This is a genomic window from Acinetobacter sp., from assembly GCF_041911495.1.
GTDB lineage: Bacteria > Pseudomonadota > Gammaproteobacteria > Pseudomonadales > Moraxellaceae > Acinetobacter.
In genome coordinates this window covers 1-14,416 of sequence record NZ_JAYROT010000059.1, presented here as the reverse complement: position 1 = coordinate 14,416, position 14,416 = coordinate 1, and the positions used below count along the sequence as shown (strand labels likewise).

Here is a 14,416-nt window from a genome sequence, read left to right as displayed (position 1 = left end):
ATATGACGGACAAGACGATACAAGAGTTAGCGAAAAGCGTAGATAGTCCAGTTGAAAAGCTCCTTGAACAAGTTCGAGTTGCTGGTTTACCGCAACGCAAAGCCGATGATGTGATTAGCTCAGATGATCAGGAAAAGCTTGCTCATTTTAATAATGCCTCTGGAAAGTTGGGCGCAGGTAAAATTACCCTAAAGCGTAAAACGACCGGTACAGCAAATCTTGCCGACTCATCTGGTCGCACCAAGAAGATCAATGTTGAAGTGCGTAAAAAGCAAACTTTTGTCAAACCTGATCCTGCTCAACTTGCTGCTGATGCAGAAGCAAAGGTAAAAGCTGAAGCTGAACAAAAAGCACAAGTGGATGCGAAAGCGAAACAAGTTGCGACTGAAAAAGCACAAAGTCAAAAGCAAGCCGAAGTTGCGGAAAATAAAGCCAAAGCAACCTTAGATGCGATGCGTGCAAATCATGGTACAGAAGCTAAAGCTGAAAAGCCAAAAGCAGCAGTTGTTGTAAAGAAAAAGTCTACGAAAGTTGAGAAACCAACTGAAACTGAAGCTGAAAAGAAAGCACGTGAAGCGCAGGCTGCTCAGTTGAAAGCGACTGAAGAAGCTACTCGTCGTAAAGCGGCTGAAGAAGCACAGCAACGTACCCTTGAGCAAATGCGTAAAATGGCAACAAAGTATGAAGGCAGTAGTACGCCTTCGATTAAAGTTGTTGATGATACGCCATTGGCTGCAGGTCTAGTTGGTCAGGCGTATGAAGACTCTTTTGAACAAGAAGATCGTGAAATCAAACGTGGTGGCAACACTGGTGGTCGTGGTCAGAAAAAAGGTGGTCGTCACAATCAGGAAGAGCAAAACTTCAATCGCTCAAGTCATAAGCGTGGTTTAAAAACCAGTCAAGGCAACAAGCACGGTTTTGAAAAACCTGTGAAAAAGCAAGTTTATGATGTTGAAATCGGTTCAACCATCGTGGTTGGCGATCTTGCACAGAAAATGGCAATCAAAGTCCGTGAGGTCATCAAAACCTTGATGAAAATGGGCGAACTAGTTACCCAAAACCAAGCCATTGACCAAGATACAGCGGTACTTGTGGTTGAGGAAATGGGTCACAATCCTGTACTTGTTTCTGATACAGCAGCAGAAGATAACTTGCTTGAACAAGCTGAGCAAAAACGTGGTGAGCTTTCAACTCGTCCGCCAGTGGTGACCATCATGGGTCACGTCGATCACGGTAAGACTTCTTTACTGGATCGTATTCGTCGTTCAAAAGTAGCTTCTGGTGAAGCAGGTGGCATTACTCAACATATCGGTGCATATCATGTGGAAACTGAGAAAGGCATTATCACGTTCTTAGATACTCCGGGTCACGCAGCGTTTACCTCAATGCGTTCACGTGGTGCCAAAGCGACTGATATCGTGATTTTGGTCGTTGCAGCAGATGATGGTGTGATGCCACAAACTGCGGAAGCGATTGACCATGCACGTGCTGCGGGCACACCGATTATCGTGGCGATCAACAAGATGGATAAAGAATCAGCCGATCCTGATCGTGTCTTGAATGAATTGACTGCCAAAGAAATCGTGCCTGAGCAATGGGGCGGTGATGTACCAGTAGCTAAAGTATCTGCACATACAGGTGACGGCATTGATGAGTTGCTAGATTTGATCTTGATTCAATCCGAATTGATGGAACTTCAAGCATCAAGCGAAGGTGCTGCTCAAGGTGTGGTGATTGAAGCACGTGTTGACAAAGGTCGTGGTGCTGTGACTTCGATCTTGGTACAAAACGGGACATTGAATATCGGTGACTTGGTGCTTGCAGGTTCATCTTATGGACGTGTACGTGCCATGACGGATGAAAATGGTAACCGTATCAAGTCGGCAGGTCCTTCGATTCCAGTGGAAATTTTGGGTCTACCAGAAGCGCCAATGGCGGGTGATGAAGTCCTTGTCGTTAATGATGAGAAGAAAGCACGTGAAGTGGCTGATGCACGTTCTGACCGTGAGCGTCAAAAGCGTATCGACCGTCAAAGCGCAATGCGTCTTGAAAACCTCATGGCGTCTATGGGTAAACAAGATGTCCCAACCGTCAATGTGGTGATGCGTGCTGATGTACGTGGTTCACTTGAAGCGTTGAGTGTGGCATTGACTGAGCTTTCAACTGATGAAGTACAAGTACGCATTATCAGCTCAGGTGTTGGTGCAATCACTGAGTCTGACGTGATCTTGGCAGAATCTTCTGAAGCGGTATTACTTGGCTTTAATGTGCGTGCCGATACAGCAGCACGTCAGCGTTCTGATCAAGATGGCGTGGATATTCGTTACTACAGCATCATTTATGAATTGATCGATGATGTCAAAGATGCCATGAGTGGTAAATTGGCACCTGAACATCGTGAAACGATTCTTGGTGTGGCGCAAGTCCGTGAAGTGTTCCGTTCAAGTAAGTTCGGTGCAGCAGCAGGCTGTATGGTGATGGAAGGTGTGATTCACCGTAACAAGCCAATTCGTGTATTACGTGACGATGTGGTGGTGTTCCAAGGTGAATTGGAATCATTGCGTCGCTACAAAGACGTCGTCGAAGAAGTGCGTGCAGGTATGGAATGTGGTCTAGCGGTTAAAGGCTATAAAGACATTCAAGAACTGGACAAAATTGAAGTCTACGACGTACAAACCATTAAACGGAGTCTTTAATGTCAGGTCAACGCTTAAAGCGGATGGCGGATACGGTTCAGCGAGAACTCTCTGAACTGATTCGCTTGGAACTCAAAGATCCGCGTTTAGGTGGTTTAGTCACGATCTCTGCGGTCAAGGTCAGTCCTGATCTTGGCTATGCAGATGTCTATGTGACGGTGATGGGACGTGAACTTGAAGATGACCAATCTGAAGATGCACACAAAGACAGCCTAGATGTATTAAACAAAGCATCAGGCTTCTTGCGTCAAGAGTTGAGTCGTCGGATCAAGACACGGATTACACCTCGATTGCGTTTTCATTATGATAAGACCAATGCCTACGGCAACTATATGTTTGGTTTGATTGAAAAAGCAGTGCAAGACTTGCCACCTAAAACTAATCAAAACGATGATGAGTGATTTAGCTCGTTATCCAAGATGATCTTAAAAAACCAGACGATATGTCTGGTTTTTTTACGAGAATACTTATTAAAAATATAGACAATCAAATAACATCAATTTGATTAAAATCTACTGGATCAAATGGATATTCTTGACCATTAAATGAAATGCGAAAGCTCTCGTTGTGTACCGATTTGGTTGGTTTACACCCTGATTCTTTATGTGCTTCATTATGGGTATAGCGTTGTTTAAAGATTAAGTCTTGCAGACCGTGACTGATTTTTTTATCCAAAATTAACAGGCTATTGATCTCTGCACCCCAAGTCGCTTGATTAGACGGACATTCACCTTTTGCATAAAAAGTTTCACGCATCGGCAGACCTTGTAATACAAATCGCATAGTATGGTTTGGTTTCAAATGCACAAGGTCGATATATTCACTGGTTGAATTAAAGCCATCAAAGTCTTCCCAGCTATGACGAATCCCAATGACATGTTGTCCTGCTAGTGTTGAGAAGTGTGCCTTATCAAAGAATATGGTTTCGCGCTCTTCGACCCGAGAGTTAAGATGTTTCGGTCGAAGCGTCTGAGTAATAATTTTATTATTCTGAATGTTGATTAATCGCACTCGTAGATCATAAGCCGTGGTTTCAAAGCTGTCATCATGTACAGCTTGGCTTGTGGCAAGTAAGACATGCGTGTCATCAATCATGATACAATCTGACTCACCACCCAAAAACTCTTGATGAAAGGTTTCTACTTTATTGAGCTGAGCCATCGTTGCTTCGCTACAGCTTTTATAAAAAGTGGATTGTTGAAGATTATCGGATTCACTTGGTGCATCAGCATAATTGTGCGCTGAAAAAGTCAGTAAGCTGAAATACAAAGCGGTGATTCGTGTTTTCTTGAGCATGGCTTTTATCTATATGAATGCTTTTACTTCAGAATAGGTGCTATGCGATGCATCTGTCAATAGGTGTTAATCTTCACTATGGTTTTGGGTTTGGTTGTGAGTCTGATTATCAGTGCGATATTCGGCACGAAACAAGGCAGAGCGTTGACGTTGCCACGGCAATGGACGATTAATCGCTTCGGGCACATCACCACTACGAGAGCGCAAATTGAGATGAATGGCGGCTTGTGCCAAGAGATTTGCTGATACAGGTGCAGTCACAAAAGCAAATAAAGTTAATAGAATTTCAGGAAAGCCAAAGCGTCCATGAAATGCTGCATAAATCATCCCTGCGATCAAAAAGCTTCCTAAACCCAAAGTGCTCGCTTTAGTTGGTGCGTGTAGGCGCATAAAGAGATCGGGTAGGCGCACCATGCCAATCCCACCAACTAAGACAAAAAATGAGCCGATGATTAAAAAGATCGAGATCAAGATTTCCATTACTAACATTAGAATATGCTCCTCAATCAATCACATGACCAGTGGTAAAGTAACGTGCTAAAGCGGCTGTGGATACAAAGCCGAACATTGCAACGAGTAGAGCGGATTCAAATAAATCCGTCGTTGTCCAATACACACCAAGTACCACGATCAAACAAGTCGCATTCAAAAACAAAGTATCCAGTGCAAGGAGTCGATCTACTACGGATGGACCAATGATCAGACGAACAATACACAATAATGTCGAGATGGTGATGGCAAAAATGCTAAACATCAGCACATAAGGTAAAAAGTTCATCCCTCTGCCTCCCGTGGTTGTGCATGAAAAATCTGAATCAGAGGTTGTTCATAGCGTGCTTTGATTTCTGCAATATCTGCTTCGGTATCTAGGCTGCTCAAGCTATGTACGAGAATATCTCCTCGTTCCAAATCAATACCCGCAGACACCGTGCCTGGTGTGGTGGTAATGATCATTGCCAGTAAAGTATTCACGTGATCGTGATTACTGTCGAGTGGCACACGATACCATGCAGGATGGAGCTGATGTGAAGGCCCAAGTACCAGTTTTGCGACTTTAAAATTACTGATGATAATGTCGTATAGCACCACAAAGAATAATTTGAGCGCAGTCGTCCAATCAAGTTGTGGCGTACGTGTGATAAAGGCTTGCATGATTTTTGGAATCAATACAGCCAAGATCAAAGCCAATATCAGATTGCCAAGACTTGCGCTGTGTTGCAACATTAACCATGCAATAAATACCAAAAAAGATACCAACGGATGTGGAAAGATCCGATTGATGAATGTTGTAGGAATAAGCTGATCGGTCAGCTGCTCCTGTGAATTTGGATTGGCAGAACCATTGGTATTGTGATTTGCAGGAATTTGATCTGTCATCGCTTACTCCATTGGTACCAGTTTGGCATCGTCATCAGGCAAGGCAGGCGTGTCTGATGAAACTTCTTGTGGTATTTTGAGCTCAGCAGGAATATGTTCCCCCGCCAATGTTTTCGAAGAAATCACGAATGGAATATATTTCTCATAAGGATCTTCAATCGTATCTTTACGGTATTTCACATGTGGCAGATAGTATGGATTGTAAGGCTGAACACTAATCACCTCTCCACGATTGGTATTTTTCAACAGTACCGCTTGATAGTGTTGTTTATTTTGCAGTTGCTCCGTCGCCGCATAGATATATTGGTAAACGGGCTGTGCCAATAAAGCATAACCCGTTAAACCAATCAGTAGCGCATAGATCACGATGTCCAAACGACGATTTGGTCGATCAGGCAACGCTTGATAAAGTGCATACGCTTCTTCTTTTGGATTGGACTCTGGTGTGCTTGCTCGCCAAAAGATCACGTAGCCTGCACGGACAAATGCCAAGATACTGAGTAAACTCACCAATAGCACTACCAAAATGATCCAAACTTTTTGTGGATGATACAGCGTGCCTTGCATTAAAAAAACTTTACCAATAAAACCACTAAATGGTGGCAAGCCAGCCATCATCATTGCAACCAGCAAAAACAGTAAGCTGATTAATTTGTGCTGTTTCATTTCAGGTGCAGTCTTGAGATGATCTTTGTGCCCACCACGTTGAATGCTAATCCATTCACCCAATAAGTAGAAAGTCGCGGCAATCACGGTGCTGTGTATTAAATAATACAATCCTGCCGCCCAAGCTTGAATGCTAAACAATGATACAGCGATTAAAATCGTTCCAATCGAGGACAAGATCATAAAGCCGATAAAACGACGTAAACGCTCCGCTGCGATCGCACCGAGTGCGCCATAAATACTGGTGAGTACGCCAATGATCAGAAGCCAATTTTCTAGTAAATATTGCCCTTGCGGATCGCTAAATACCGTACCGTTGACCCGCAAAATAGCGTAAATCCCGACTTTGGTCATTAATGCAAAAATCGCTGCGACTGGAGTGGCGGCCACAGCATAGGTTTTTGGTAGCCAAAAACCCACAGGCAACATCGCTGCTTTGATACCAAATACTACGAATAGGAGCATTGCACCTGCCATTGCAAGCTGATGTTGATCGCTGTCTAAAAGTGGGAATAATCGCGCCACGTCCGCCATATTCAGACTACCGACACTGCCATAGATCAACCCAAGCCCGATCAAGAACATTGCCGAAGCAAGTAAATTGATAATGACGTAGTGCAAACCGAGTTTAAAACGTGCCTTATTGTGATGATGCAAAAGCAATACGTATGAAGCGAGGAGCAATACTTCAAAGAAGACAAATAAGTTAAATAAATCGCCTGTCAGGAATGCACCACTCACACCCATCAATAAGAAATGGAACATCGTATGGAAGTACCGCCCACGCTGATCCCACTCTGCACTGGCAAACCACAGTACGGGTACAGCGATGATATAGGTCAGGAGTACCATCATCGCCGATAGACGATCAACGACTAAAGCAATACCAAATGGCGCAGACCATTCACTTAAAAAGTAAGCTTTAATCTGTCCAGTATTGGCAAAATCCACCATGGCAATGGCGAGGAGCAATCCAATAACTGCTGAGCTTAGACTGATCGCATGACGAATCGGTTGACGAGGATCAGTCTTTAATGAGCCTGAACCTGGATTGCCAAGTATAACTAACGCAAAACCTGTAAATGCAGGCAGAAGAATCGAAAGAATCGGAAAATGTTGTTGCCAAAAATCCACAAAAAAACTCATCAAGGCTCATCCTCTCGTGGATCGTAGGTAATTTCTGCTTCATCCTTAGAGTCCACATGATCATTACCTGACTCATAACGACTACGCAAAGCAAGTTGCACCACAAAAGCTGTCGTAGCAAAACCAATAACAATCGCTGTTAAGACAAGAGCTTGTGGTAGTGGATCGGTAACTTTAATCGCATCTGTCAGTATCGCAGGTGCATTGAACTCAAGACGTCCCATGCTAAATAAAAAGATATTCACCGCATAACCAATCATGGCGAGCCCAAGTACCACAGGGAAAGTACGCCGACGAAGCAGTAGATAAATCCCTGTTGCTGTCACGAGCCCTACACCTGAGGCAACTAAAAATTCCATACTGATCATGATTGATCTCCTGAAGGTATAGGTCCTGTCATAGTCGAGTGGCGTGAGTCACCAAGTACCGAGATGAGCAACATCGTTGCCCCTACGACGGTGATATATACCCCAACATCGAATGCGGCAGCCGATGCTAAATGCAATTTTCCAATCAAAGGTGGATCGACATAGATGTGCGCACTGGTCAAGAATGGTCTACCCCAAGCCCAAGCAGCAACACCTGTTGCTCCTGCGATCACCAATCCTGCACCAATCCATTTTTCATACAATCGTCCTGAGTTGACTTTCAAGATGTGCTCAGTACGATCTTGACCATATGCCATATACTGAATCACAAGGGCAATCGAGGTGACCAATCCTGCAATGAATCCACCGCCCGGTAAATTGTGACCACGCAAGAAGATATACAAACTCACCACCAATGCTAGTGGCATGACCCATGACATCGCCATGCGCATCATTAGAGGAGAAGGATTGAAACGATGGCTTAAACCTTCCGTCATCGTTGTGCCATCCGCACGCATGCCATCCATCAGACACAGCGCACCGATGGCAGCAATCGCAAGTACAGTAATTTCACCGAAAGTATCAAAAGCACGGAAATCCACAAGGATGACATTGACTACATTCGAGCCACCACCGAGAGGAATCGACTGCTGTTGGAAGAACCATGAAATCGACTGATGGTCACGTGTCAATACAAGCCATGTCAGCCAGCCTAGACCAAAACCACCGACGATCGCTAAAACGCCATCACGCCAGCGTTGGCTACGTCTCGATTCATATGGTGTGAGCTGTGGTAGTAAAGACAAGCTCATCAGTAATAACATGGTGGTGACAATATCAACAGTGATCTGCGTCAGTGCCAAATCAGGTGCAGACAATGCCACAAAGGTAATGCTCACCACCAAGCCGATACCGCCACTAATTAACACAGCTTTGATCCGTTCATGATGGAACCACAACATCATTAAACACGCCGTGAGCAGTAATGACCAAAATACAATGGCGGCAGTTGGTGCGTGGCTTAACTCTCGTGTGCCTTGCGATAAGTCATAACCAAATAGCGGAATAACCACCATCAACATGCTAAAACACAGGATGACGAATAAATACTTTTGCAATGAACCTGTTTCGGTATTTTTTTTCACAAAACGGCTGAATAAAAAGAGGCGTTTTAAAAAGGCGTCAAATAAATATAAACCACGAAACTTACCAAGTGGTGGATCAAGGTCGATCTGACGGATGCGACCATTTTTTGCCAATTTAAAATAAAACAACACACCACCAACTAAGGCGATGATACTCATCACGAGCGGTACATTAACACCATGCCACAGAGCGAGATGTATATGTTCAAAATCATGATGTTGCACAGTCGCAGTCGTGACTTGATTAACGATACCTTGCACCGTTAGCGCAGGAACGATACCGACGATAATACATAGAATCGCTAACAAGGTAACTGGTGCGAGCATCCCTTTGACTGGTTCGTGGATATCTTGAGAGGGTAAAGGCTTACCATACTGCGTATCGAAAAATACCCCATGCACAAAGCGTACTGAATACGCTACCGCAAAGATTCCTGCCAAAGTCGCCAAGACCACCATAATACTCAGCCAAACGCCTGAATGACTGGCAACCAATGCGGTAAAGAACATTTCTTTAGACAAAAAGCCATTAGTTAATGGCACACCTGCCATCGCCGCACAAGTGATCATTGCCAACGTGCCAGTGATTGGGAGGAATTGCCACACACCGCTGAGCTTGCGTAGGTCACGAGTACCTGTTTCATGGTCGATAATCCCTGCGATCATAAACAATGCCGCTTTAAAGGTGGCATGATTAATGATGTGGAAAATCGCAGCGGCAATGGCAAGTGGTGAGCCGATACCGAGTAGGCAAACAATCAAGCCCAAATGGCTAATGGTTGAGTAGGCGAGTAAACCTTTTAAATCTTCTTTAAAGATCGCTAAAAATGCGCCAATACATAAGGTCAGCAAACCAACAGCGGTGACTATACCGTGATAAACACTTGCCCCAACGAAGATCGGCGACAAACGTGCCAATAAGAAAATCCCTGCTTTGACCATCGTTGCAGAGTGTAAATATGCTGAAACAGGTGTCGGTGCCGCCATCGCATTCGGCAACCAAAAATGAAATGGAAATTGCGCACTTTTGGTAAATGCACCTATTAACACTAAAAATAAAATGTGTAAAAAATACGGACTATTTTGAATAATATCGGCACGATCAAACAACTGGTCGATTTGGTATGTCCCTGCAACCTGACCAATCAGGATAAACCCCCCAAGCATACACAGACCACCCATGCCTGTGATGGTGAGCGCCATCCGTGCGCCACGTTGTGCTGCGGCATAGCGTTGCCAATAACCGACTAATAGGAAGGATGAAATACTGGTCAGTTCCCAAAAGATCAGCAAAATAATTAAATTATTTGATAATGAAATGCCTAACATCGCCGCCATAAACAGCATCAGTAAGCTATATAGCTTAGCCAGCGAATTTTTTTTACTTAAATAATAATAGGCATAAATAAAAATCAGTGTGCCGATCCCTGAGATCAGCATGCTAAACATCAGACTCAGCGCATCGAGTCGCAGATCAATATTGATCCCTACGCTTGGTAGCCAATCCATGACATAGCGGACAGCACCGCCATTTTGTACATCAGGAAGATATTGCGCTAAGAGAATAAAACACAGAAAACTCAGTGCGCTTGCACCAATTGCAGTCGCTTGGCGTGACAGTTTATCTAAGCCCCAGACCATGGTTGTGCCGAGTAATAAGGGCAAAAGAATAATCAAAAACAGCACAATCGCATCCCATGAATAGTGTTGTGTTTGCGCATTCAAAATACAGTAAACACAAGATAAAGTATCAAAAACCAAACAAAAAAAGATTGTATTGCGCAATCTTAAATTCAATCAGTTGAGCAAGCTATTGCCCTGAACTGAAATCATCATTAAAACCATGCAATCTGCATGAAAAATATCATTTTATTATAGCACGGATAGAGTCACAAGGCTTGATAACAGAAACACTATCAATCCTTTTTTGTGTGGAAATATATCCGAATTGATTTGTGGTTTTGGGGCGTTTTATTAGAGAGGGTAGATGTGTAATGAATCGTTTTGCTGTGTCAAAATCTGTAAAAGCTGTTCCATCTCTTTAATGCGTTTGATTTGTTGCCACAGCTCAGTTGCTTCGGGATAGGCTTTAGTCATCATGCCGAGCCATTGTTTATAGCGCCCGATCAAGCCGATCTCGGTCTTGTAATGTCCATTGAGAAAGGCGATTTGCAATGTGAGCAAATCTTGCCACGTCATGCGCTGTGAATCATCAGACTGACGTACACAATTGACCAGATCAGGTGTAGTCACCGCGCCACGACCGATCATCAAGTCTTGGCAATGGGATTGCGCTTGACAGGCTTTGGCATCGGCAACTGTCCAAATTTCACCATTGGCGATGATCGGCATGTCTATCGCCGCTTGTATCGGGGCAATCTTTTCCCAATACGCAGGTGGCGTATAACCATCAGCTTTGGTGCGGGCGTGAATGGTCAGCCAACTTGCCCCTGCCTCTTGAATGGCAAGCGCATTATCTAGGCTATGCGCTTCATCGAGATAGCCAAGACGCATCTTTGCTGATACTGGAATGTGCTTCGGCACAGCATCACGCACGGCTTTGACAATATCGAACAGTGTATCGGTTTCATCGAGCAATACCGCACCACCACGATGACGATTCACGGTTTTTGCGGGACAGCCAAAATTCAGATCGATCACAGGTGCGCCAAGTGCCACAGCCTTTTCTGCATTGGCGGCGAGCATTTCGATGTTATTCCCCAAAAACTGCACATGCACAGGCGTACCGTGAATGGTGTTGCCGTTGTTTTGCAGTTCGGGGCAATATTGGTAGTAGATATGATCGGGCAGGACGCTATCGGTGACACGAATAAACTCGGTCACACACCAATCATATTGTCCGACTTGGGTCAGGATCTGGCGCATTAATGGATCGGTCAGACCTTCCATCGGGGCAAGTACCAATTTCACCACTGGCTACTCATCGTTTGCTACTCTTTGTGTGATTGCACATCATAAAAAATCAAAGGTGCTTATACGGATTTTTTTTGGGTATGTCTAGCTTAGATTTTCGGAATAAACGAGTTTTCTAGGAATTCTTCTAAAGTGAGTAAAGACAGTAATTCATTCTTACCAAACTCCCGAGGATGTTCTGTATTTTTATCACAGAAAAAACCTTCAAATAAATGAGTCGCAAGAATTTGTTTCATCAGTTGTGTGCTTTGCGCCTCGCTGTTCATTTTAAAGAAAGATAAAAATGCTATAAATACAGAATCATAGTGGTTTTCAAAAATATGATTTGATTTTCCTTGATGCGGGTAAAGCTTCTGAATTGAAAAAATATCTTTCATCGTTATCACACTTGCTGAATATTTTATGGGTCAGGATTTATGGATTGATCTTGTAGGCTTTGCAAGAGTTGCTGTTGCATACTTGGCTCTAAATTCTGAATCAGCGCCATCAACTGTGCAAAATCAAGCGGTTCGATATTTTGAGATTCGGCTACTTCTGCCTCATTTTCATTCGGTAATTTTTCAGCCAACGAATTGTTTTCATTTTCAATATTTAAATTCTGTGTTTGTAACGATTGATAAACCTGCGCCAAACGCTGTTGATGCGCTGACAAATCTAAATGATGCGCTTGGGCATATTTCAGCTCAAAACATTCCACATCAGACTGAAACTCGACCATATCCGAATGCGTCGCCGTCGCAATAAACTGTATCCGAGGAAAGGCACGATGTAGTCGCTGTAAAATCTGTTGACGATGAGTCTGATCAAGATGCGCATCAATATCGTCAATTAAGACAATGCCATCACCCTCAAGACACGGAAATAGGCTGTTCGGATTTAAAATACATAAACGACGAACAATATCGCCGACCAGCGCACAGCAGGTTTTCTTGGTCTGCGACAGTTGTAGAAATGGCATGATTTGTCCTTGATATTTCACCATCAGACGCAGTTTGGGCTGATATTCAATGAAAATATCCTCAATCTCAGGCATTACGGTATGTATCGCACTGCGTAAACTGTTCAGACAACGCTGTGGCGTAAGACGATAAGCATGTTCGAGCTGAGAAAATAATTCATCAAATTGCGCTTGATCGGCGAGCCGTGTCTGCGGATCGAGATATTGGCGAAGCAATTGTGCGGACTGTGCATTTTCCAAATCATGCACTTCACGTAACCACTCAAAAAACTTATTAAAAGTGGTAAAGCTCAGACTGACTTGATCATAGGCTTGATGGATAGGCGTGAGCGCAGACTGGGTATTTTTAATATTGAGATTGACCTCATGCACAAAACGCTCACTCGGATAATAGGCGAGACATGGCAAAGAGAAATAAGGATCGCTTTCCATCAACTTTTGATATTGTGGAATCAGCGCATCCAAGCCGTTAGTATCGGCTCGGCTTAGTGCAATACTGCTCGGCGTACTGCGGATTTTTTTAATCGTCCAATGACATTGCGTTCGTATTGATGCTGAATTTGCAGACGATTCTTCAGTGGTTTTTTCAGATTGTTTGTCTTGCGAATTATCTTGCTGGACTTGTGAATCATCAGGCTTTGGTAACAGCTCGGCAGGATATTCAATAGTGATTTGAATCTGAGCTTGGAGCGCATCGGTTTGGATGTCGCTATCAGGCATGATTGCGCCTGCAGTACGCAAGTCTTTGTAGCGGGCAGGAAGCCAGCTCAGCCCATGGAAAATCTGTTTAAGTAAATTGCTTTTGCCTGCATTTTGATTGGCGAGGAATAGGCTGATCGGCAGTTTGGATTGTTTAGATTGCAAGCGCACCGCAAGATGATCAAATTGATTGATGTGTTGCAATTGCACAGCGATCAGACGCATAGCTTAACCCTCAAATTTTATGATTTTAAAAGCAAGTTTTGCGGGATTACGCCGATTTTTTCAGTTCATAATTGCGCTTTAATTGCTGTAATAAATCATAAATATGGTGAATATTTAAGCTCAGTTTAGCACGAGTGCAAGCAACGTACAGCAGGCGCAATTCTTCAGGTGTGATTTTGTAGTCCAGTTGACTGAGTTTGAATTGATAATCATCTTCGAGATGAACACGATTCCATTCCAAGCCTTTGGCTTTGTGCGCTGTGGAAATCACATAATCCGCTTGCTCAATCGGCGTGATTTTGGCGAGGGCATTTTTCAGCGGAGAAGTGCCGTGTTCATCGACCAATTTGACCAAGGGTTTGATGTCGCTACCGTCATTGGTTTCGCAGTATTCATGCACATCATGCCAAGAGTTAAACCATGCGAGTTCAGGAACATCAGTGACACGCTTGCCTTGTTTGAGCGCCGTTGCAGCATCAATAAATCGTGACAGTCGGGCATGATCGGCTTGCAGGCTGACTTTATCGCCTTTGAGTAATCCGCTAAGTAACAATTCCATTGCTCGGGCGTTAGTACGGCACAGGATCGCATCACGCATTTTAGTATGCGGTTTATTCACCACTTTAGATGAAATCTCAGAAAAACCATGTAAAGGCACAGTTTCTTTCAGCGCATACAATAAATAATTCGCCACTTCGGCAATCTCTTCACCAAAACGAAATGACGTGGTCAGGCGATTTTCAGGTAACGGTAACTGTTGCATGGCATTGACTGCACCACGCCATGCGTAGATTTGTTGATGGGCATCGCCAACGTAGATTACTTGGGCATTTTTTTGTTTGAGTAAAATCCCAAGCATCAACGGATCGGCATCTTGTGCTTCATCAAACAGAATATAGTCACTCG

General features: G+C 43.8%; 13 protein-coding genes. 2 read left to right on the top strand and 11 right to left on the bottom strand.

What is annotated here, in order from left to right; all coding sequences use genetic code 11:
• The first annotated feature begins 2 nt into the window (after nt 1-2).
• Together infB and ACE3PQ_RS07605 are read left to right on the top strand one after the other, a co-directional pair.
• Complete coding sequence (infB, locus tag ACE3PQ_RS07610; protein ID WP_374296611.1) at nt 3-2,696, top strand: translation initiation factor IF-2; 2,694 nt, start codon at nt 3-5, stop codon at nt 2,694-2,696.
• Complete coding sequence (locus ACE3PQ_RS07605) at nt 2,696-3,097, top strand: ribosome-binding factor A (RefSeq protein WP_374296608.1); 402 nt, start codon at nt 2,696-2,698, stop codon at nt 3,095-3,097. Before infB ends, ACE3PQ_RS07605 begins: the two co-directional genes overlap by 1 nt.
• An 85-nt stretch (nt 3,098-3,182) precedes the next feature.
• Here the strand turns inward: ACE3PQ_RS07605 and ACE3PQ_RS07600 are convergent, their stop codons facing one another.
• The 11 genes from ACE3PQ_RS07600 to ACE3PQ_RS07550 all read right to left on the bottom strand — a co-directional run.
• The gene (locus tag ACE3PQ_RS07600; RefSeq protein ID WP_374296606.1) at nt 3,183-3,992 is read right to left on the bottom strand and encodes a hypothetical protein; all 810 of its coding nucleotides are present in this window, start codon (nt 3,990-3,992) and stop codon (nt 3,183-3,185) included.
• 66 nt (nt 3,993-4,058) lie between these two features.
• On the bottom strand, nt 4,059-4,481 hold the full coding sequence (locus tag ACE3PQ_RS07595; RefSeq protein ID WP_374296604.1) for a Na+/H+ antiporter subunit G: 423 nt from the start codon (nt 4,479-4,481) through the stop codon (nt 4,059-4,061).
• Between the two features lie 13 nt (nt 4,482-4,494).
• Nucleotides 4,495-4,770 (bottom strand): monovalent cation/H+ antiporter complex subunit F, encoded by a 276-nt coding sequence (locus tag ACE3PQ_RS07590; protein WP_374296602.1) that lies wholly within the window; start codon nt 4,768-4,770, stop codon nt 4,495-4,497.
• Nucleotides 4,767-5,369, bottom strand: a complete 603-nt coding sequence (locus tag ACE3PQ_RS07585) for a Na+/H+ antiporter subunit E (RefSeq protein ID WP_374296600.1) — start codon at nt 5,367-5,369, stop codon at nt 4,767-4,769. Before ACE3PQ_RS07585 ends, ACE3PQ_RS07590 begins: the two co-directional genes overlap by 4 nt.
• A gap of 3 nt (nt 5,370-5,372) precedes the next feature.
• On the bottom strand, nt 5,373-7,181 hold the full coding sequence (locus tag ACE3PQ_RS07580; RefSeq protein ID WP_374296598.1) for a monovalent cation/H+ antiporter subunit D: 1,809 nt from the start codon (nt 7,179-7,181) through the stop codon (nt 5,373-5,375).
• Nucleotides 7,181-7,549 (bottom strand): Na+/H+ antiporter subunit C, encoded by a 369-nt coding sequence (locus ACE3PQ_RS07575; protein WP_241572989.1) that lies wholly within the window; start codon nt 7,547-7,549, stop codon nt 7,181-7,183. Before ACE3PQ_RS07575 ends, ACE3PQ_RS07580 begins: the two co-directional genes overlap by 1 nt.
• Nucleotides 7,546-10,380 carry a monovalent cation/H+ antiporter subunit A gene (locus ACE3PQ_RS07570; RefSeq protein WP_374296595.1) on the bottom strand — a complete coding sequence of 945 codons (2,835 nt, stop codon included), beginning with the start codon at nt 10,378-10,380 and terminating at the stop codon, nt 7,546-7,548. The genes ACE3PQ_RS07575 and ACE3PQ_RS07570 overlap by 4 nt, the downstream gene beginning before the upstream one ends.
• A gap of 288 nt (nt 10,381-10,668) precedes the next feature.
• On the bottom strand, nt 10,669-11,625 hold the full coding sequence (locus ACE3PQ_RS07565) for a tRNA dihydrouridine synthase (RefSeq protein WP_374296650.1): 957 nt from the start codon (nt 11,623-11,625) through the stop codon (nt 10,669-10,671).
• A 92-nt stretch (nt 11,626-11,717) separates the two neighbouring features.
• The gene (locus ACE3PQ_RS07560; RefSeq protein ID WP_374296593.1) at nt 11,718-12,005 is read right to left on the bottom strand and encodes a hypothetical protein; all 288 of its coding nucleotides are present in this window, start codon (nt 12,003-12,005) and stop codon (nt 11,718-11,720) included.
• A gap of 23 nt (nt 12,006-12,028) precedes the next feature.
• Entirely contained in the window at nt 12,029-13,510 is a 1,482-nt protein-coding gene (locus tag ACE3PQ_RS07555; protein WP_374296591.1) for an ATP-binding protein, read from the bottom strand.
• 46 nt (nt 13,511-13,556) lie between these two features.
• Nucleotides 13,557-14,416, bottom strand: an 860-nt coding sequence (locus tag ACE3PQ_RS07550) for a 3'-5' exonuclease (RefSeq protein WP_374296589.1), incomplete at its 5' end; no start/stop codon positions are given.

Bases quoted from the DNA above. Each gene is read 5' to 3' on its own strand.
- infB (WP_374296611.1), top strand. From the start codon at position 3: ATGACGGACAAGACGATACAAGAGTTAGCGAAAAGCGTAGATAGTCCA.
- ACE3PQ_RS07605 (WP_374296608.1), top strand. From the start codon at position 2,696: ATGTCAGGTCAACGCTTAAAGCGGATGGCGGATACGGTTCAGCGAGAA.
- ACE3PQ_RS07600 (WP_374296606.1), bottom strand. From the start codon at position 3,992: ATGCTCAAGAAAACACGAATCACCGCTTTGTATTTCAGCTTACTGACT.
- ACE3PQ_RS07595 (WP_374296604.1), bottom strand. From the start codon at position 4,481: ATGTTAGTAATGGAAATCTTGATCTCGATCTTTTTAATCATCGGCTCA.
- ACE3PQ_RS07590 (WP_374296602.1), bottom strand. From the start codon at position 4,770: ATGAACTTTTTACCTTATGTGCTGATGTTTAGCATTTTTGCCATCACC.
- ACE3PQ_RS07585 (WP_374296600.1), bottom strand. From the start codon at position 5,369: ATGACAGATCAAATTCCTGCAAATCACAATACCAATGGTTCTGCCAAT.
- ACE3PQ_RS07580 (WP_374296598.1), bottom strand. From the start codon at position 7,181: ATGAGTTTTTTTGTGGATTTTTGGCAACAACATTTTCCGATTCTTTCG.
- ACE3PQ_RS07575 (WP_241572989.1), bottom strand. From the start codon at position 7,549: ATGATCAGTATGGAATTTTTAGTTGCCTCAGGTGTAGGGCTCGTGACA.
- ACE3PQ_RS07560 (WP_374296593.1), bottom strand. From the start codon at position 12,005: ATGAAAGATATTTTTTCAATTCAGAAGCTTTACCCGCATCAAGGAAAA.
- ACE3PQ_RS07555 (WP_374296591.1), bottom strand. From the start codon at position 13,510: ATGCGTCTGATCGCTGTGCAATTGCAACACATCAATCAATTTGATCAT.